16 protein-coding genes and 3 tRNA genes are annotated in these 16,786 nt (G+C 51.5%); 7 read left to right on the forward strand and 12 right to left on the reverse strand.

The genetic code is table 11. The annotated features are described in order from the left end of the window. Window positions 1-128 precede the first annotated feature (128 nt). Both ACQE3D_RS19055 and radC read left to right on the forward strand, forming a co-directional pair. Complete coding sequence (locus tag ACQE3D_RS19055) at window positions 129-1,724, forward strand: ATP-binding protein (RefSeq protein WP_313730880.1); 1,596 nt, start codon at window positions 129-131, stop codon at window positions 1,722-1,724. A 272-nt stretch (window positions 1,725-1,996) separates the two neighbouring features. Next, window positions 1,997-2,470, forward strand: coding sequence for a RadC family protein (radC, locus tag ACQE3D_RS19060; RefSeq protein WP_313730879.1), 474 nt, complete (start codon window positions 1,997-1,999; stop codon window positions 2,468-2,470). Between the two features lie 446 nt (window positions 2,471-2,916). Here the strand turns inward: radC and ACQE3D_RS19065 are convergent, their stop codons facing one another. The 6 genes from ACQE3D_RS19065 to ACQE3D_RS19090 form a co-directional block, all read right to left on the reverse strand. Continuing rightward, entirely contained in the window at window positions 2,917-5,982 is a 3,066-nt protein-coding gene (locus ACQE3D_RS19065) for an efflux RND transporter permease subunit (protein ID WP_313730878.1), read from the reverse strand. After that, window positions 5,979-6,896, reverse strand: coding sequence for an efflux RND transporter periplasmic adaptor subunit (locus tag ACQE3D_RS19070; RefSeq protein ID WP_313730877.1), 918 nt, complete (start codon window positions 6,894-6,896; stop codon window positions 5,979-5,981). The genes ACQE3D_RS19065 and ACQE3D_RS19070 overlap by 4 nt, the downstream gene beginning before the upstream one ends. Window positions 6,897-7,059: 163 nt before the next feature. Beyond that, window positions 7,060-8,382: a TolC family protein gene (locus ACQE3D_RS19075; protein ID WP_313730876.1), complete on the reverse strand. Its 1,323-nt coding sequence runs from the start codon at window positions 8,380-8,382 to the stop codon at window positions 7,060-7,062. Continuing rightward, window positions 8,379-9,656: an ATP-binding protein gene (locus tag ACQE3D_RS19080; protein WP_313730875.1), complete on the reverse strand. Its 1,278-nt coding sequence runs from the start codon at window positions 9,654-9,656 to the stop codon at window positions 8,379-8,381. Before ACQE3D_RS19080 ends, ACQE3D_RS19075 begins: the two co-directional genes overlap by 4 nt. A gap of 44 nt (window positions 9,657-9,700) precedes the next feature. Further along, on the reverse strand, window positions 9,701-10,366 hold the full coding sequence (locus ACQE3D_RS19085) for a response regulator transcription factor (RefSeq protein WP_313730873.1): 666 nt from the start codon (window positions 10,364-10,366) through the stop codon (window positions 9,701-9,703). 301 nt (window positions 10,367-10,667) lie between these two features. Then, window positions 10,668-11,654, reverse strand: a complete 987-nt coding sequence (locus ACQE3D_RS19090) for a hypothetical protein (RefSeq protein WP_313730872.1) — start codon at window positions 11,652-11,654, stop codon at window positions 10,668-10,670. Between the two features lie 63 nt (window positions 11,655-11,717). Here ACQE3D_RS19090 and ACQE3D_RS19095 point away from each other — a divergent pair, with 63 nt between their 5' ends. Genes ACQE3D_RS19095 through ACQE3D_RS19115 form a run of 5 tightly spaced genes read left to right on the forward strand, consistent with a single transcriptional unit; the run spans window position 11,718 to window position 14,314 of the window. Beyond that, the gene (locus ACQE3D_RS19095) at window positions 11,718-12,374 is read left to right on the forward strand and encodes a flagellar transcriptional regulator FlhD (RefSeq protein WP_313730871.1); all 657 of its coding nucleotides are present in this window, start codon (window positions 11,718-11,720) and stop codon (window positions 12,372-12,374) included. After that, the gene (locus ACQE3D_RS19100; RefSeq protein ID WP_313730870.1) at window positions 12,355-12,948 is read left to right on the forward strand and encodes a FlhC family transcriptional regulator; all 594 of its coding nucleotides are present in this window, start codon (window positions 12,355-12,357) and stop codon (window positions 12,946-12,948) included. The genes ACQE3D_RS19095 and ACQE3D_RS19100 overlap by 20 nt, the downstream gene beginning before the upstream one ends. Window positions 12,949-12,998: 50 nt before the next feature. Further along, complete coding sequence (locus tag ACQE3D_RS19105) at window positions 12,999-13,592, forward strand: STAS-like domain-containing protein (protein WP_313730869.1); 594 nt, start codon at window positions 12,999-13,001, stop codon at window positions 13,590-13,592. Window positions 13,593-13,603: 11 nt separating this feature from the next. After that, the gene (locus ACQE3D_RS19110) at window positions 13,604-14,071 is read left to right on the forward strand and encodes a FlhC family transcriptional regulator (RefSeq protein ID WP_313730868.1); all 468 of its coding nucleotides are present in this window, start codon (window positions 13,604-13,606) and stop codon (window positions 14,069-14,071) included. Window positions 14,072-14,083: 12 nt separating this feature from the next. Continuing rightward, window positions 14,084-14,314: a helix-turn-helix transcriptional regulator gene (locus ACQE3D_RS19115; RefSeq protein WP_313730867.1), complete on the forward strand. Its 231-nt coding sequence runs from the start codon at window positions 14,084-14,086 to the stop codon at window positions 14,312-14,314. Window positions 14,315-14,476: 162 nt separating this feature from the next. On the opposite strand, the gene ACQE3D_RS19120 is transcribed toward ACQE3D_RS19115, so the two are convergent. From ACQE3D_RS19120 to ACQE3D_RS19145, 6 genes are all read right to left on the reverse strand, one after another. Next, window positions 14,477-14,552 (reverse strand) — tRNA-Asn (locus ACQE3D_RS19120). 26 nt (window positions 14,553-14,578) lie between these two features. Next, window positions 14,579-14,655, reverse strand: a tRNA-Arg gene (locus ACQE3D_RS19125). Window positions 14,656-14,715: 60 nt separating this feature from the next. Continuing rightward, window positions 14,716-14,806: transfer RNA gene (locus ACQE3D_RS19130), tRNA-Ser, on the reverse strand. A 10-nt stretch (window positions 14,807-14,816) separates the two neighbouring features. Further along, on the reverse strand, window positions 14,817-15,008 hold the full coding sequence (csrA, locus tag ACQE3D_RS19135; protein ID WP_064029361.1) for a carbon storage regulator CsrA: 192 nt from the start codon (window positions 15,006-15,008) through the stop codon (window positions 14,817-14,819). A gap of 581 nt (window positions 15,009-15,589) precedes the next feature. Beyond that, the gene (locus tag ACQE3D_RS19140) at window positions 15,590-15,934 is read right to left on the reverse strand and encodes a DUF2845 domain-containing protein (protein ID WP_231883677.1); all 345 of its coding nucleotides are present in this window, start codon (window positions 15,932-15,934) and stop codon (window positions 15,590-15,592) included. Next, on the reverse strand, window positions 15,931-16,764 hold the full coding sequence (locus tag ACQE3D_RS19145) for a quinoprotein dehydrogenase-associated SoxYZ-like carrier (protein WP_313730865.1): 834 nt from the start codon (window positions 16,762-16,764) through the stop codon (window positions 15,931-15,933). The genes ACQE3D_RS19140 and ACQE3D_RS19145 overlap by 4 nt, the downstream gene beginning before the upstream one ends. Window positions 16,765-16,786: the final 22 nt, after the last annotated feature.

Here is a 16,786-nt window from a genome sequence, read left to right on the forward strand (position 1 = left end):
GTGTTATACAGGTCTTTAACTTAACCACTGGGCTAGCCATTACTACCCGCCTCGGGGAGATGATCCGTTCTCCCCGTCGGGGTTGGACTGTGTCGTTTCCTCGGGGCTTTTTTATTCGAGGAACTCACATGAAAACCACACAATTATCAGTAAACCCCGAAAAATTGATTAACAACTTACGCTTCAGCTTTACCCAGTCCACCACGGTACTGGGCGAACTGATGCAGAATGCCCGCCGCGCCGGCGCCACCTTCGTCAGCTTCGAGTATTCGCAAGACACTCGAACCTTGACGGTGTGTGACGATGGCTGCGGCATTGCCTGTTTGAAAACGTTACTGACCTTAGCCGAGTCCGGCTGGGATGTTGACGTCATCGAACGGGAACATCCGTTTGGACTGGGATTTTTGTCGGCCATTTTTGCCTGCGAGGCCATCAGCGTCGACAGCAAAGGCGGTCGATTTTCGGTGGATACAGCCGAACTATTGGCCTTCCAACCGATTGTGATCGAGCCAGTTGATTGGCAAGGCATCACGCGTTTGACGCTGACCCAGTTCAAACCGGAAGCGGATCGGATTGAATCCCAGTTGCGTCGCTTGGCACGGGGATTTCCGATTGAAGTAAGCTTTAACGGTGCCAGCCTGGATCGGCCGCGAGCGGTTAACTCAACATTACCGTTCATCGAGACCGAACTGGGTGATCTGTATGTGTATGGCTTATCCCAGGGCGAAGACTGGTTACGACAGTCGGAGTATTTTCATCTGTATCTGCAAGGCTTACCGGTCTATCACTGTCACCACGAACGAGATCCCGGCCATGTCATCCACTTGGATTCCAGCCACTTTTTCGCGCGTCTGCCGGACCGGGATAAGTTGATCGATGAAGCGCAGGTGATTGCCGAGGTTAAACACGTTCTGCTACGGGAAGCCAGGCAACGACTGGAAGCGATCAAGCACCAGCTGTCGGCGGTGGCGTTTGTACAGGGTTATGACACCCTGAAAACGTACCGTTGCCTGGATTTACTGAATGATGTGCCGGTATTGCCCCAACAGGTATTGGCAATTATTCAGGATTATCCGATTAAGGAAGGCTGCAGCCGCGTCAATTTGGCAGTAGATTCGCAACCGGTCAGTCAAAGCGATGTCGAAAACGGCCTCGTTAAAGTTGCCGACTTGGATGATCTCGATGAGGTCGGTGCGCTACGCTGGATGTTCGCTTGGCACAGGGATTATTGGGTGTTTCGGCCGGGGTTGGATGCCAGGCATTGGCTATTTTCGTACCTGGTCGATTTGAACGGACCAGCCATCACCCTGGACATCGTCAACGAAACGCATCGTGCTTTTTTTGAAGGGCAATGGGTGAGTGGTCAGGCGGTATTTTGTGAACAATACCGGTTAACCCTGAATGGCGAGTCTGTCGACATCGATAACGATGCCGTCTATGACGAGGATCAGGACTGCTTCATCGTACCCAGTCGGGAGTCATCCGGGTTGGTGGTTTGCCAAGCATCGTACTACTACGACGAATGGGATACGTTCATGGAATCCGCCAAGGAAGCCGATGAATGGGATTTTCATAACTTCGTGGTGGCCAACACGGCGGATAAACCGGCGGATGCATTGCAACGACTGCTGCCGAAATTTGGCAGTTGTCCGGCGCTGTTTTCCAAGACCTTTCAAATCGTGCTCGGCAATGATGGTGATGTCGTCACCGTTGCGGAAATGTAGCCAAAACCAATCGGACCGATGGCTGCGGCTGCCTTAGCCCGTGGCTTTTGGCGGGTTTTCTGGCGAACGACCACTTAACAAGCACGCATTCCAAAACACCTGACGCAGACATAGCGTCAGCTTAAGCCTCTTTAGCGAAATGTGTTCTGCCGACGGGCAACGTCGGTAGACATCGCTGACGAGGCTTTGAATATTTTTACAACCCTTCCGGAGAAAGTCCACCCCGGAAGGGGACGGCTTTCTCCAATTATTAAGATTACGGGAGAAAGCCCATGTTATTCATTCGAGGAACCAATAATCGTTACCGTATGGCCGCTGAACAGGATGTCATCTTAGAGGCCATTCAGATCTACAACCGCACGTTCAGTCGAGGCGAAGCCTTGACCAGTCCGGACAAGGCGAAGGACTGTATCAAGTTGAAATTGGCGCCGTATGAGCACGAAGTATTTGTGTGTCTGTTCTTGGACAATCAACACCGGGTCATCGCGTGCGATGAATTATTCCGGGGGACGATTGATGGCGCTAGCGTGTATCCGCGCGAAGTGGTCAAAGCTGCGCTGCACTATAATGCGGCGGCTCTGATCATGGCGCATAACCACCCGTCGGGGATAAGCGATCCCAGTCAGGCCGATCGAGTGATTACAGCAAAACTTAAAGAAGCCTTGGCCTTGATTGACGTTCGTGTACTTGATCACTTCATCGTCGGCGAAACCGTGTATTCATTCGCTGAACATGGCTTGTTGTGAAAAGTTAATGGCGCCGGGACTATTCCTCGGTATCCAAGGCAAGCGTATGTATCAACGAAGTTGAACAATGGATTCGCCATCGAAAACTAAGAGGCGACATTGATACGACTGCGTTAAATGATATAAAACCCACGTCTCCCCAGAATTAGTAGCTAAGCATGCTCTGGTTTCTGGGGAGGCTAACTCTTGGCGAGTCAGGATACGGCCGATTGTGTTGGAAAAGTGCCTTTCTTGGAAAACTGGGTTAAACCATAAAATTCATTTCCAATAAAAACAACACCTTAAAAGCCATCAAGGCCATCAGACTAGCCAAAATTCGTGAAAAACCGACTTTTTCAACACTATCGGCCAAAAACAGTCACTCACGACTCTTTAAACTCTCTTCTGTGGAGGTCCGCACCTCACCCGTTTTCTGCCACTCAATATCGCGTAACCTCCTTTAACTTTTATGCTGTAGCGTTGCCATACCTGCAATACAGGGAAGGCATCAAAAACAGATTCAACAACGTCGAGGTAATCAAGCCACCGAGTATCACTACCGCCATGGGGTATTCAATTTCGTGACCAGGCACGTTGCCTTTGAGGATCAGTGGTAACAGGGCCAATCCGGCGCAAGCGGCGGTCATTAGAATCGGTGCCAGACGTTCTTCGGCGCCACGCATCGCCAATCCTGCCCCAAATACCTGGCCTTCTTGCTGTTCCAGATGTCGATAGTGGCTTAACAGCATGATGCCGTTTCGGGCGGCAATACCGAGCACGGTGATGAAACCGACCAGCGAGCCGAGCGATAGTACCCCGCCACTTAAAAACGCTCCAACAACGCCACCGATCAACGCAAACGGCAAGGTTAATGCCACTAAAAGCACCAAGCGCAGCGAGCGAAAATCGACATGCAGTAACACCAGGATGCCCAGCAATGAAGCCAGACTCAACCACGCCAGCCGTTCGCTGGACGCTTGTCGTGCTGCGTATTCGCCCAGAAATTCCGGATGATAGCCTTGCGCAAACGTCAGGTTTTTCACGCGGTTTTCAATTTCCCTCGCCACGCCGCCTAAATCGTTGCCACTGACATTGCAGGTAACGTCGATTCGGCGCGAGGCGTTTTCTCGTTTGATTTCGTTCGACGTAGGTGCAATGTAGATGTCCGCCACATCGCCCAACGGCACGCGTGCCCCGGATGGCGTATCGATAGTTAATTGCCTGAGTGCAGCGAGATCATGACGGACCCGCTCAGCCCCCCAAACTGTCACGTCAATGACTTTTTGGTCACGGTAAATTTCGCCGACCTTACTGCCTTTGATTAGCGTGGCCGCGGCCCGGCGCACTTGTCCGGCTGTCAAACCAAAGTTGGCCGCCACGTCAGGCTTAAGCCTTATCTGTATCTGCGGTACCAATATTTGCGGTTCCACCTTGAGGTTGGCGATGCCGGGCACATCAGTGATGGTTTTACTGACTTCGCCCGCTTTATCTCGCAGCACATCCAAGTCGGGTCCGTACAAGCGCACCACCACGGTCGCACTGGCGCCGGTCAGCACTTCCTTGATCCGTTCGCGCAGATAGGTCAACACATCGCGGTAAAGCCCTGGATAGCCCTCGACTACGGCCTGGATTTTCGCCACGGTACTGTCGTAATCGACCGCCGTATCCAAACTAATCCATAACTCGGTAAAGTTCGGCCCTACCACTTCGTCGGCGACTTCAGCTCGGCCAATGTGCGAACCGAAATTGCGTACACCGGGAATCGCCCTTAGTTCCTTGCTGACCTGTATCGTAATGCGGCGCATGGCTTCCAGCGATGTGCCAGGCTTTTCGACCCAGTGCATCAAAAAATCGGTTTCCTTGAAGTTGGGCAGAAACGACTCGCCGAGTCGCGGTAAAGCGATAGCCGTCGATATAAAAGCCACCATCAGGAAACCCGTCGCCCATTGCGGACGGCTGACGATAGCCGGCAAGAGCTGCCGATAATACCGCTTTAAAACCTGCGTCAACGGCGCTTCGCTTTGGCGCGGCTTGGCATTCGGTAATAGCATCAGGCACAAAGCCGGCGTCATGGTCAGCGCCACCAGCAGCGAAGCCAAAATCGCCAACAAATAGGAAAACGCCAATGGCCTAAAAAAAGTGCCGGCCAAGCCGTCCAGGAAAAACACCGGTACGAACACCAGTGCTACGATCAAACTGGCAAACACTACCGCACTGCGCACTTCCAGCGAGGCCTTCAAGACCACCCGGAAAGTTGACAGCGGATGAACAGCCTCTCGGTTCAACCGCAACCGCCGCATAATGTTTTCGACGTCGATAATGGCGTCATCCACCACTTCACCGACTGCAATCACCAGGCCGGCCAGTACCATGGTGTTAAGGGTGCCGCCGCGCAAATAAAGCACCACCGCAGCCGTCAGCAGCGACAGCGGAATCGCCGACAGGCTGATCACGGCGGTTCGCCACTCGAACAAAAAGGCGATCAGAATGACAGCGACTAGCACGCAACCCAATATCAGTGCATCACTTAAATTATTTAACGAACGTTCGATAAAGGTTGCCGGACGAAAGATACTCGGATCGATGTCGACCTCGTGCAGACCGGGTTGCAAAGCCGCCAAGGTCGCTTCGACCTTGCGAGTCACATCCAAGGTATTGCCCCAGGGTTGTTTTTCGACGATCAGCAGCAAGCCCGGCCCATCGTTGATCACCGCATCGCCAATCGGCGGCGGGTGACTTTCAACGATTTCAGCCACATCGCCCAAGCGCAATGGCGCACCGCCAGTGAACTGCACCACGGTGCGGGCCATATCGTCCGGTGTTTGCAGCGAAGACACGTGTGTCACCGGCAGGCGTTGATTGGGTAGATCAACAAAACCCCCAGCCGATACGGTGGCCGCATCGCCCGCCGCACGTACCACCGCATCCAGCGTCACGCCGTTGGCGGCCAGGCGATCAGGATCAACCAGTACCTGTAACTGCCGATCACGTTGCCCCCAAATGGCTACGTTGGCCACACCAGGCACGGCCATCAAGCGTGGGCGAATGGTCCACAAAGCCAATTCGGACAATTCCATCTGCGATAGTTTTTTCGATGAAACGCCAATCTTCAGTGCCCGACTGGTGGACGATAATGGCGATAACATCACCGGTGCGCGAGCCACGGCCGGCAGGCGTGGTGTGATGGTGGCGACGCGCTCCTGCACCAACTGTCTGGCCCGCATCAAATCCGTGCCCTCCTGAAAGATACAGACCACTGACGACAGACCCAACACCGACTTGGAACGAAGGGTTTTGAGCCAGGCCGTGCCGTTGACCGCGTTTTCCAAGGGTACGGTGATCAGGCTCTCCACTTCCTCTGTGGACAATCCGGGTGCTTCAGTCTGGATTTCCACCAGCGGCGGCGCGAATTCCGGGAACACGTCCAACGGCATTTGCCGCGCGGCTTGCACACCCAATATCACCAGTACCACAGCCAAGGCCAACACTAATAGACGTTGGCGTAAGGCAACGGTAATCAGCCAGCGCATCATTTGCCGACTCCAAATTCGGTGCCGAACAATTCGGCCACACCGGAAGTAACCACTTCGATACCCGCCACGATGTCGCCCGTTACGGCGGCTTGATCGTCAACCACCCGCAGTATCTGTACCCGTCGGCGCATATACCTATTGGTTTCCAACACTTGATATATCCAGCTGCCACCACTCACGTCATGCACAATCGCCGACCAGGGAATGACGAGATTTTCGTCTTCGCTTCGCAACGGGATTGAGACACCGACCCGCTGACCGGGGCGAAATGCGGTATCCGAATTTTTCACTGCGTAGAACAGATCGACCGTGGCGGCCGCCGGATTAGCGGAAGGCGGCGCCGCGACCGGCATGGCAGGACGAGAGACATTTTCAGGCGAATCTTTCAGCCCGCAAACACGGGCTTGGGCGGTGGTGTTCAATCCCGATAAATCATCGACATAGACCGGCACCCGCACCCAAAACGTGCGGCGGTTGTTGACGTCCAACAGCGCGGGACCGAGTAAATCGCGGCGAGCATGTGCGGTTTTCAAAGCGGCCTCGGCCATGCCGACCTGCGCCTTGGCATCGTCAACAGAGCGTTCGGTGCCCACCTTGTCGCGACGCATTTGTTCGGTCCGATTCAAGACTTGTTGGGCGGCTTGCATCTGCACCTTGGCTTGATCCACCTGACCGTCGGCGTCGATTTGCGATTGCGCCAAACGCACGAGCTCTGCCGGTGCCAGCGATGGCAGGATGGTATAAACCGATTGGCTGTTACTGTTTGCTGAAGCAGTCAGCGCCGGCAGTGTGATCTCGCCGCCGAACAAGCGCGTGCGGGTTAGCGGTCGTTTTTCAACCGTTGTGGTAACTATGCCTAGCCGGTTGACGGCTTCCGCTGTCAAGACAACTTTGGTCAGATCACTTTCCTTCACGGGATGTTCGATTTTGGCAGGCGGCGGCGATGTTGATTCGGCGGCCGGTAGGTTGCCAGCCAATAGCAATAAAGCTGATAGCAGGAGCCGACAAGTCGATGGCTTGTGGTTTGGATGCGCGGGGTTCATAAATATCCGACCTTGGAGTCCAGTAATGTTTAAGTTAAGCAGGCTTCAAACGTTGGCCGACGCTGCGTTCCAGTTCTGCGCGGGCGCGGCGTAAATCGGCGGCGGCTTGCGCGGTTTTCAATTGCGCGTCCAGCCAACGGCGTTGGGTTTCGAGTACGAAGAGGTAGGTGACATTGCCTGCCGCGTAGGCGTTTTCAGCATCCTGTATGGCGGCTTGCAGCGGCGGCAGGATAGTTTGTTGCCACTGTTTCAGACTTTCACTGGCCTGTTGCAATCGGGCATGGGCTTCGCGGACATCCAAGGCAATCCGTTGTCGGGTGGCGACATATTGCCTGGCGGCCTTGTCAAAGCGTGCCTGGGCTTGGGCGACGCCACCTTGATTTTGATTAACGATAGGCAATGTTACGTCTAAGCCTGGTCCTGCCAATAAAGGCCCGTTGACTTGCTTGGCGTTGAGGCTGGCGGTGAAATTAAATACCTCGGCGCGCACCAAGCCGATACGTTCGCCAGCGGCTTGGACATTAATTTCTGCGGCACGTAGATCGGGGCGAGCCAGTAACGCCTCCGCGACCAGTTTTTCCGACTCAAATTTTTCGCCATTGGCTGAGGCTTCCGTACTGATGGCATTGGGCCACTGTTCCAGACTCAGGCCGACCAGATGCCGTAAACGCTCATTCGCTATCTCGCAATCGTGTTGCAGGCGGCTTTGTTGTTCCTGGGCTTGCAGGGCATCGACTTGAGCATTGGTGACTTCCAGTTCGCTGGCGTCGCCAGCGCGCAACCTAGCTTGTGTGAGTTCGGCGATATTTTGACTCAGGCTTACAGCGGCTTGAGCTAGTTGCAGGCGTTCTTTGGCTAACGTTAGCTCGGCATGCGCCAATCTGACGTCGCGAATCAAGTCCAATCCAGTCTGCACCAGGCGTTGCGCGGTTTGTTCAACATCCAATTTAGCCAACTCGACCCGTTGCGGGCGCAGCCAGAAAATTTCCAAGGGATAGCGTATCGTCAGTTCCAAAGGTTTTGCTCCCCAAGGTACCAACATCGAAAAAGTGGGGTTGGGCAGCATCCCAGCTTGCACTAGATCGGCGCGAGACAGGCCTAAATCCGCCAAGGTCGCGCGAAAGGCCGCATTGTTCCATAGCGCCAAACTGACCAACTCGTCATCGGATAAGCCGTCATTTAAAGCGATATTGGCCGGCCATGCGGTTTCGTCGGCACCGGTTTCGGCAAAATGCTGACCGGTACGTCGCTCCAGATCGTCGGCAACGTCATTCAAATCCATGCCTTGTGGAGCACAGGCCGTCAACGACAAAGCGAGAAGCGTTATTGGAAAACGACTGGAAGCAAAAGGCGTCATGCGCTCGCCTCCGGGAATGTCACAATCACCTTGAGGCCAATGCCGCCATCCCCATCGGCCAGCCTAATATCAGCCTGATGCTGCTCGGCTATTCGCCGCACAATGGATAAGCCAAGACCACTGCCGGATTCGGCGCTGTTCAATACTCGGTAGAAGCGGTCGAACACGCGAGCCCGCTCATCCAAGGCAATGCCTGGGCCGGTGTCATTGATTTCCAAACGAACGATCTTTGCTTCGTTGATGACACTGACGTCAATCCGTGCGTCAGCCGGTGAATAGCGGATGGCGTTATCGAGCAGATTGCCGAGTAGAATGCGCAGCGCCTCTTCGGTACCGGCAACCCTGACATGATCCGCGTGCGACAGGCCGAGATCGATGTGGCGATGGGCGGCTTGCGGGGCAAAATCGGCTACCACGTTCCGCGCCAAATCATCCAAAAATAGCGGGGTGAGCGGATAATCGCCAGCCTCCGGATCGAGGCGAGCCAAAATCAGCAATTGCTGAACCAGATGACTGGCACGGGCTATACCTTGCCGTAAGGTTTGCATAGCGTGATCACGCTGAGCGGGTTCAGTGGCACGCTCGGCCAGTTGTGCCTGCAAGGACAGTGCAGTGAGCGGACTGCGCAGTTCGTGCGCCGCATCGGCAGTAAACTGGCGCTGCGTCGCCAGTGCCTGATCCAATTGACTCAGCAGCGTGTTTATTGCGCTGACTAAGATGCTAACTTCTTCCGGTAAGCCCTTATTCGGAATCGGAACTAATGAATGAGGATTGCGACACGCCACCGCTTCAGCGACTTGAGCCAATGGCGCTAAACCGCGACCAATCGCCCAGCCAACCCATAAAGCTAATCCCGGCAGTAAAATCAGTAACGGCGTCAATACATGCAAGGCAACTTCGTTGGCGGTTTCACGGCGTTCTTGCGTCGTTTGAGCGACCTGGACAAATCCACTATCGGTTTTTAAATTAAATACTCGCCAGTCTTGGTTCTGCCAGTTAAGCGTGTCGTATCCCAGTTTTCCGCCTTGCGGTAATGGCGAAAACGAATGGGATCGAAACAGAATTCGACCATCCGGGCCACGGATCTGACTGACTAGGTCAATGCCATCGCTGTATAAACCAGAGCTGTTTGTGTTGGGTTTAACATCTTGCAAGCTGTTTGAATGGGACAAGGAATAAGCTGCTTCACGCAACACCTTGTCGAATAGTTCGTCAATTTCTTCGTGAACGTTCAGCCAAGTCGGCACGGCAAACGTGATACCGGCAACCAGCAAGACGGGTATTAACCAATAGGTTAGCCGGTTGCGAATAGAAGTAGTCATGGCTTCACCACTTTAAAACCGACGCCACGGACATTAAAAATAATGTCAGCTCCGAGTTTGCGGCGCAGATTGTGCAGGTGGACATCGACCGCATTACTCGCCACTTCCTGGCCCCATCCATAGATGCGCTCTTCCAATTGCGGACGAGACAGTACAGCACCCGGCTGTTCCATCAAAGCATGTAGCAATGCGAACTCGCGGGCGGATAAGTCTACTAAGGTTTCGCGTAACCAGGCCTCGTGACTCAGCGGGTTAATGCGCAAGGCGCCGTATTCAATGTCTGAAGTGCCGCGTCCAGCACTTCTGCGTACCAGCGCATGAATACGGGCAACGAGTTCTTCCAGGGCAAACGGTTTGACTAGATAATCGTCGGCGCCGCTATTGAGACCGGCGACTCGATCACTTAGCCCATCGCGTGCTGTTAGGATTAACACGGGGATGGCGTTGCCGGATTTACGAAGTTCGACCAGTAGCTCCTGGCCGGATAGGCGCGGAAGCCCTAAGTCGAGCAACAATAAAGCGTACTCACTCGCCGCATGTGATAGGGCTTGTTTGGCTTGTTCCCCGTCTTGTACCCAATCGACCACGAAGCCATCCAGCTGCAATCCATCCCGGATCGACTGGCCGATCATCGGATCGTCTTCCGCTAATAACAAACGCATGTTGACCTTATAGTTTCTTCATCTGGCCAACAGTGTAAATGATTAAGATTTAAGTAATAGTTAAGGCACTTCGAATGCTCGGGAAGGTATCGATAACGGTCGTTCGTTATTGGAGTTGATCAAGGGCGGCTTGGGGTCGATTGTGTTGAAAAAGGCCCTTTTGTGAAAAAAGTGCTTTTTATAAAAATTATTTTCCATTTAAAACAATGAGTTAAAAAGTCGACTGCTGGCAAAATTGGCCTAAAACCACCAGAAACCGACTTTTTCAACACAATCGGTCGTTGTTGCACTTTCATAAAACTTAACGATCAACCAGCAGCCGCCCACAACGCGTGATTCTATCGAAACTAAACACATGCTCTCGAGGACTTTCATAGCATCGACCTACCAACCTTCGCCGATAATCTGGTTCGCCATTTTCAAGATAAACGGTGGCGCCACAAATTGGGCATGTCGCTGAATACCGAACTAACCGTACCACTCGTAAATCGCCATCCCTGAGTAATTCGAACTGTGCAGATTGTTCATAAAAATTTGTGAATAATTCATGGGCTACGATTATCCGATCGTCCAACAATAATATCCAAGGCTTGATGATAGTGACCCAGGCACCATAAGGAATCACAAAAATACTTACCAACAAGGTCAGATCGCGCGTTGTAACGGACCTTGGTTCGGATAAGGATAGCCATCCAGCATAGGCAATTAATACTGCAAGTCCGCCGATTGTCGCCAGCCAGCCCAGTAGGCACCAAACATGCCATTGGCGCAATTTGATTTGTCCATCTCTAAATAACCAACTCGCGATCCAACTAGGTTTAACTTCACCCAATTCAGTCATTTGATAGTTGGCTTTCAGGTCAGCTGCATTGCTTATGGCTATCTGGGGCCCATCAATGGCTTGTTCATCCTCGATGATCTCTGGTACCCGCTCGGCTTTGATATAAAACGTGGTGAGTTTCCCCGGACCGCCGTTTGTACTTTTTCGTTCCGGTTTCGGGTAATGCGTTAGCCCGCGTTTACGAGCAAACTCTATGATTTGCCCTTCGCGAGTTTCGCAATATTTTTTCAAGAAACCCGGCCAATCGATCCACTTTTTCGGATCTGCACTTCCTATCGAGTCTCCAACGGCAGCGACGATTTCTTCGGCTGTGAACCGTCGCTTCGACTCATCGAAATCCGCTTTCTTTAACGATTCATGAGCTAACGCGCGCAATATGCGGTGACCTTTTTCATCGCTTGTTTCGCTGTCCAGCCAATCGATCAGGCATTGGATTACCTCGCGCATAAACCACCCCAAACCAGGTAACCGGTAGTTGCAGTCTGGTTTGCGCTTTGTCGATTCATAACAATGTCCTCCATAACAATTCAAGGTTTAGGCAATACCGAAATGATTTTTAACTATTTGAATTTAATTGGCGTACCAAAAAAAGCACATTCCACAACGGCAAGCAACGCTGGAAGCCGGAGCGAGAGCAGAGAAGTATCGAAATCATGCAATGGATTCATGTCCATGTTTCGCGTTTCCGCATTCATCCGGCGGTCAAAGTCCAAGAAAAAAACGTTACGACCATTAATCAATAGCAGCTCCAATGCAGAACTATCAAGGCTTCCAGAGGTTTGTGACCCAAAACAGGTCACCTTGCGAACGGGACTTTTCTGCTTTGACCTCCTAGCATACCGACAACAGCCATTAATCAACTATGAGGCGTCTATGTCAACACTGGATGAAGATCTTAGCCGTTTGAATTTCGAATATCTCATGCTAGCCAGGGAATGTGCTCGCAGCAACCCAGCAGAAACAGCATGGCGATTTGGCTTGGACAAAAACCATATAGAAAAACTCGCAGACATGACGCTGGAGCAACTTCGGGATCAAGCTGAAAGTAGCAGAGCGGTTATTCGGCTGTTGCCGATATTTGTTCCAAATGGCGTTTCCATGGGCGCCTACGTGGATTTACTTCAACCCTTGGTTTCGGAACGGAGCGATGAAAACAGTGCCATTTAAAAAAGCCTCAAATTTCGCCAACCACTGGTTTTTAGCTGAGCAATTGATCCAGCTTGGCGCTCGGCCTCCTATCGTCAGTCAACTTTGTCGGTTGTCACGGCAACAAAGTATCGACTTGTATAAATCAGTAAACGGATGCCCACCCAAACAAGGCATGCTACCTCATGATCACCAATGGGTTATTCAGTCCGCCGGCCGCAATATTCACGCGTCCATATTTTTGGGCATTCTCGATGATATTCGGCGGCGATTATCTATTCAGCATGCTTCAGCTGAGGTACTAGTTGATGCCTTTAGCCTTTATAAAAACATCGCGTCACATGTATTCATCGAACCTAAAGCAACAACACCTGTAGCAAGACAGTTCACGTTAGACATCAATAGGGCGTGGTCTTTAATCAGCATGCTCTTGGCCGGTGATTTGATTTTCACTGTTTGCGCATGTTGCAGAGTACGCTTTCTAAGCGTGATTCACCCGAATGCAACTTTTAGCCAATGCCCAATCTGCGATGTTTGGACCGATCGTTCGGGACGACGACGCTGGGCCTCTGCAAAATCCAAAAAACCAAATTAATTACATCACTCAGCCTGGAGATCATCCATCCGCTACTAAGGAGAAGTCGCATGCATATTGCTGTCATTACAGCCACTGATTCCCAAATACCGCAGCCCTTACATGGCAAAAACCTAGCTAGGCTCGCACGCGAGTGCTTTGCCAATCAGCAAATATTGACCATTGATTTTAAGGACGTCAGCACAATTACCCAAGGATTTTTTCAGGAATTATTTTTTCCTTTGATTGCTGAGTTTGGCGCCGATTATTTGAAATCGAAACTTATAGTCATTAACTTGAGTGACGCCAATGAAATTCGGCTGCAATCTGCATTCAAAAGCTTGGACGACTATTTCGACAAACTGACAGCGATCAATCACCAAGGGTGCGACGAAGAGATATACACCATGAATCAAACTTGGTTGATCAAGGCCAGAGAGATCGCCCGGGAAAATCCAGTATTGACGGAATTAGTGCTGGGAATTACGGATGACACCATGCGAACAGCACTCGGTCATTTGTCCTTGGAAGACATTCAGTTCATCGCTCGCTCCAATTGGCTTTGCTTCACTCCACGGTTTTCCAGTCAGTTCCTGATGAACATCAATAAAGAACAGCCGCCGATAGTGGAAGCCATGCTCGGTTTAACCGGCTCGATCTGCTGAGGGGGGGGTCTATGCTGAAAAAGTATCAACAGCAAACACTCGCCATTGAATTGCTCAAACGCCATGCCAGGGTAAAAATCGTGCATCAAGTGACCGGCATTCCCATCAAGCCATTAAGACAGACCTATCGACAATTGCATGGACGTTCGCCCAGTCCAGGTTCAATCAAGTTTTCAACACGCGGGTTGACTGGAAGTAGACGCAAATACAAAGACGTTACGCTGTTTGCGGTTTGCTATCGGGTGGCAGCGAGTAAGTCGGCCGATGATCAAATCCAAGCAGTGATAACCGCCTTTGATGCCTATAAACATTCCTACCCATTCGGAAACCTCGATTTTTCAGCGGCATGGGTTATCTCTGAAGACCTCAAGGATAAAAAAGTGCAGGTCTCAACATGCCCGAATTGTCGTGCCTGGGTGCTGTTGAACGCAAGAGAAGACCAGGTTGAACGCTGCGGCGTTTGCAATAACTCATTGTAATCAGGTTATCCAGTGAACATTGAATCCGAGCAAAATACAACGACAAAAGAAAAGGAAAAGGAATTTCTGAAAATTAACGACATGGTTGAAAAATTGGGCGTGACTCGGACTCAGTTTTGGCGAATGAGGAAGGCAGGAGAGGTTCCTCCACCGGTAATTCGAAATCCACAAATGTGGCTTGCAAGCCAGATCAAAGAATTTTATGAAAGGAGGGTAAAAAAAGAAGATGTCGGAACACTTTGATGCCTTACAACTGCATTCAAACCTTATTTGTCGTTTGGTGCCGTATATTTTTCGATCAAGCACGAAATTTTTTTCGGATTTGAGTGAAAAACAAAGTGACCATAAAAGTGACCACGCAATAAAAAAGGGCTTAGACATTTCTGCCTAAGCCCTTGATTTATTTGGCTCCCCCGGACGGGCTCGAACCGCCGACCTAGTGATTAACAGTCACCCGCTCTACCGACTGAGCTACAGGGGATTAATTCGGTAATACCAATACTCAAATGGCGCGCCCGGAGAGATTCGAACTCCCGACCGCACGGTTCGTAGCCGTGTACTCTATCCAGCTGAGCTACGGGCGCTTATTTGAGCCGCTTATTATCAATGATTTTAAAATAAATTACAACTTATTTTTATTTTAGTGGCGGAGAGAGAGGGATTCGAACCCTCGATGGGCTTTTGGCCCATACTCCCTTAGCAGGGGAGCGCCTTCGGCCTCTCGGCCATCTCTCCTAAAACTCTATCAACTCTCCGCGTTACTCGCTTCGGATTGCTCTTTCTTGATCCTCTCGTAGATTTCTTCCCTGTGAACCGAAACGTCCTTAGGGGCATTAACGCCGATACGAACCTGATTGCCTTTCACCCCGAGAACTGTAACAGTCACATCGTCACCAATCATCAAGGTCTCTCCCACTCTACGGGTCAAGATAAGCATACTATCTCCCTACATGTCCAATTGTGCTTTGTTACTGCAACATACTCGAATCGACAATTATAGTCTCTTTTTAAAAAAAGGAAAGCCTTATTACACCCCCGCTTGACGTCAATGCAGCTTAGAGTCTGTTTAAACGCTATCAGAACTGCGCATGGCGCGCGAGATATAAAAAGAGGCCGCCGTCTTCTTTGGGAAAGAAGCCGAGTAATGCACGGATTTATTCAAGCACAACAGAAGACATCTCCGGGACCGCGCTCAGTGAAGTGAGCAGGGAACACCAGTGATTACTATGCCTGGCTCAACGTCCGGCAAGATGGCGGCCACAAACGACACGATCCACAACCTGCCGAAAAAATGCGGCAGATTTTTACCAAAAATAAGCAGAGCTTTGGTTCGCGTCGTTTAGCGGCTCGCTCAAAGAAGCAAGGTTCTCGGACATTCTTCTCTTCTAAACAGACGTGGCTCGCATCCGAGCACGAGTAAGCTACCCCAACCAAGCAGGCAGAAATGCGTCGTACATATTCTGCCACCCCGAATTCGTAGACTAGCCTGCGGCCGTTGAAGTCGGAATCGTATCTCGCTCAATACCCATACCCGAGATCTTGGATATTTTTTAATTCGCCGTTTTCGAACTCCAGAAGTTGCTGAAACTTCCTACGCCCGAAATTGTAGGTCCATTCCTCAATAACGACTTCTTCGAATTGATCGATTTCCAATGCACCGTAAGGATGGCGAAACCGTGTACCGCGCACGGCAGTGCGCTCTTCCACACCATCCGGCTCACCGCACTTCGCCAAAACATCGGCTTTGTGGTCACCAATTCGGACCAATTTATGCCCACAACGCATCGCCAGCGCATCAACGGACACAACAAGGCCTATCGACGACACCCCAACCAATACAAACGCGCGAATCAGCGGACTCAAGGACTTACCTGATAGCTTTGGACATAGTTGGTCCCTTTGCTACACACGTTTCGACTGGTCGGCGACTCACAAGAAATATCGGAAAACTCCGCTTTCAATTCGCCCGGTTTATCGGGGACGAAATAAAAACGAAAATTCGGGTCCGCGCTAATTGCAATGTCGATCTTAGCGTTCAGCACCGGCTTGTCATTGAAACTGACCTTCAATTGGTCGACAAACTGCGATTTGCGGATGAAGCGAGTCACCTGATCCATCTGCATGCCGGTCAGATTCGGATGACTGATCATTAGTTGAGCCAAGGTCGGTTGCCCGGTTTGCACGCCTCCGTCCAAACGGAATTTAACCTTGCCGATCCGCTTAAGCGCTTCGTCCAAATCGGCTCCAATGGGTGCCGAACAGCCACCGCTGGCCTTGACGAACTTTTTAGTCATCGTGAACTTGCCGTCGCTGGTTTGTGCAACCGCGCGAATGTTGCTATAGGTATTGACCCTGACCCGCATCGCCAACTCGGCTTTACCGCTCTCCGGGAAGAACTCGAATTCGCCAACGAATGGAAACGGGTTCTTATCGACGAACAACCAAATTTTTTTGACGAACTTGTCTTTGGCCTGAGGAATCTTACTCGTGACCTTCAACGGCACGATCGCCGGGTCCTCGGCACGATACGGCGCTTCCAGCTCAATAACGTCCGAGCTTTCTTCAATGCTCTTGCCCGCGAAAAACTGGTCTTTCAACACCATATTCCAAGTCAGGTCGTCGCCTTCCGCGTGAACGCTAACCGACGAAATCAACAAAACCGACGCGGCCGCCAATCGAGATACATAATGCATGGTTTAAATCTCCCCAGGTAAT

The organism is Methylomonas sp. MS20 (assembly GCF_050275925.1).
In the GTDB taxonomy this organism is placed as follows: domain Bacteria; phylum Pseudomonadota; class Gammaproteobacteria; order Methylococcales; family Methylomonadaceae; genus Methylomonas; species Methylomonas koyamae_A.

Excerpts from the sequence above, each read along its gene's own strand:
- ACQE3D_RS19055 (WP_313730880.1), top strand. The coding sequence starts at position 129 with ATGAAAACCACACAATTATCAGTAAACCCCGAAAAATTGATTAACAAC.
- radC (WP_313730879.1), top strand. The coding sequence starts at position 1,997 with ATGTTATTCATTCGAGGAACCAATAATCGTTACCGTATGGCCGCTGAA.
- ACQE3D_RS19065 (WP_313730878.1), bottom strand. The coding sequence starts at position 5,982 with ATGATGCGCTGGCTGATTACCGTTGCCTTACGCCAACGTCTATTAGTG.
- ACQE3D_RS19075 (WP_313730876.1), bottom strand. The coding sequence starts at position 8,382 with ATGACGCCTTTTGCTTCCAGTCGTTTTCCAATAACGCTTCTCGCTTTG.
- ACQE3D_RS19085 (WP_313730873.1), bottom strand. The coding sequence starts at position 10,366 with ATGCGTTTGTTATTAGCGGAAGACGATCCGATGATCGGCCAGTCGATC.
- ACQE3D_RS19090 (WP_313730872.1), bottom strand. The coding sequence starts at position 11,654 with ATGCGCGAGGTAATCCAATGCCTGATCGATTGGCTGGACAGCGAAACA.
- ACQE3D_RS19095 (WP_313730871.1), top strand. The coding sequence starts at position 11,718 with ATGTCCTCCATAACAATTCAAGGTTTAGGCAATACCGAAATGATTTTT.
- ACQE3D_RS19100 (WP_313730870.1), top strand. The coding sequence starts at position 12,355 with ATGAAAACAGTGCCATTTAAAAAAGCCTCAAATTTCGCCAACCACTGG.
- ACQE3D_RS19105 (WP_313730869.1), top strand. The coding sequence starts at position 12,999 with ATGCATATTGCTGTCATTACAGCCACTGATTCCCAAATACCGCAGCCC.
- ACQE3D_RS19110 (WP_313730868.1), top strand. The coding sequence starts at position 13,604 with ATGCTGAAAAAGTATCAACAGCAAACACTCGCCATTGAATTGCTCAAA.
- csrA (WP_064029361.1), bottom strand. The coding sequence starts at position 15,008 with ATGCTTATCTTGACCCGTAGAGTGGGAGAGACCTTGATGATTGGTGAC.
- ACQE3D_RS19145 (WP_313730865.1), bottom strand. The coding sequence starts at position 16,764 with ATGCATTATGTATCTCGATTGGCGGCCGCGTCGGTTTTGTTGATTTCG.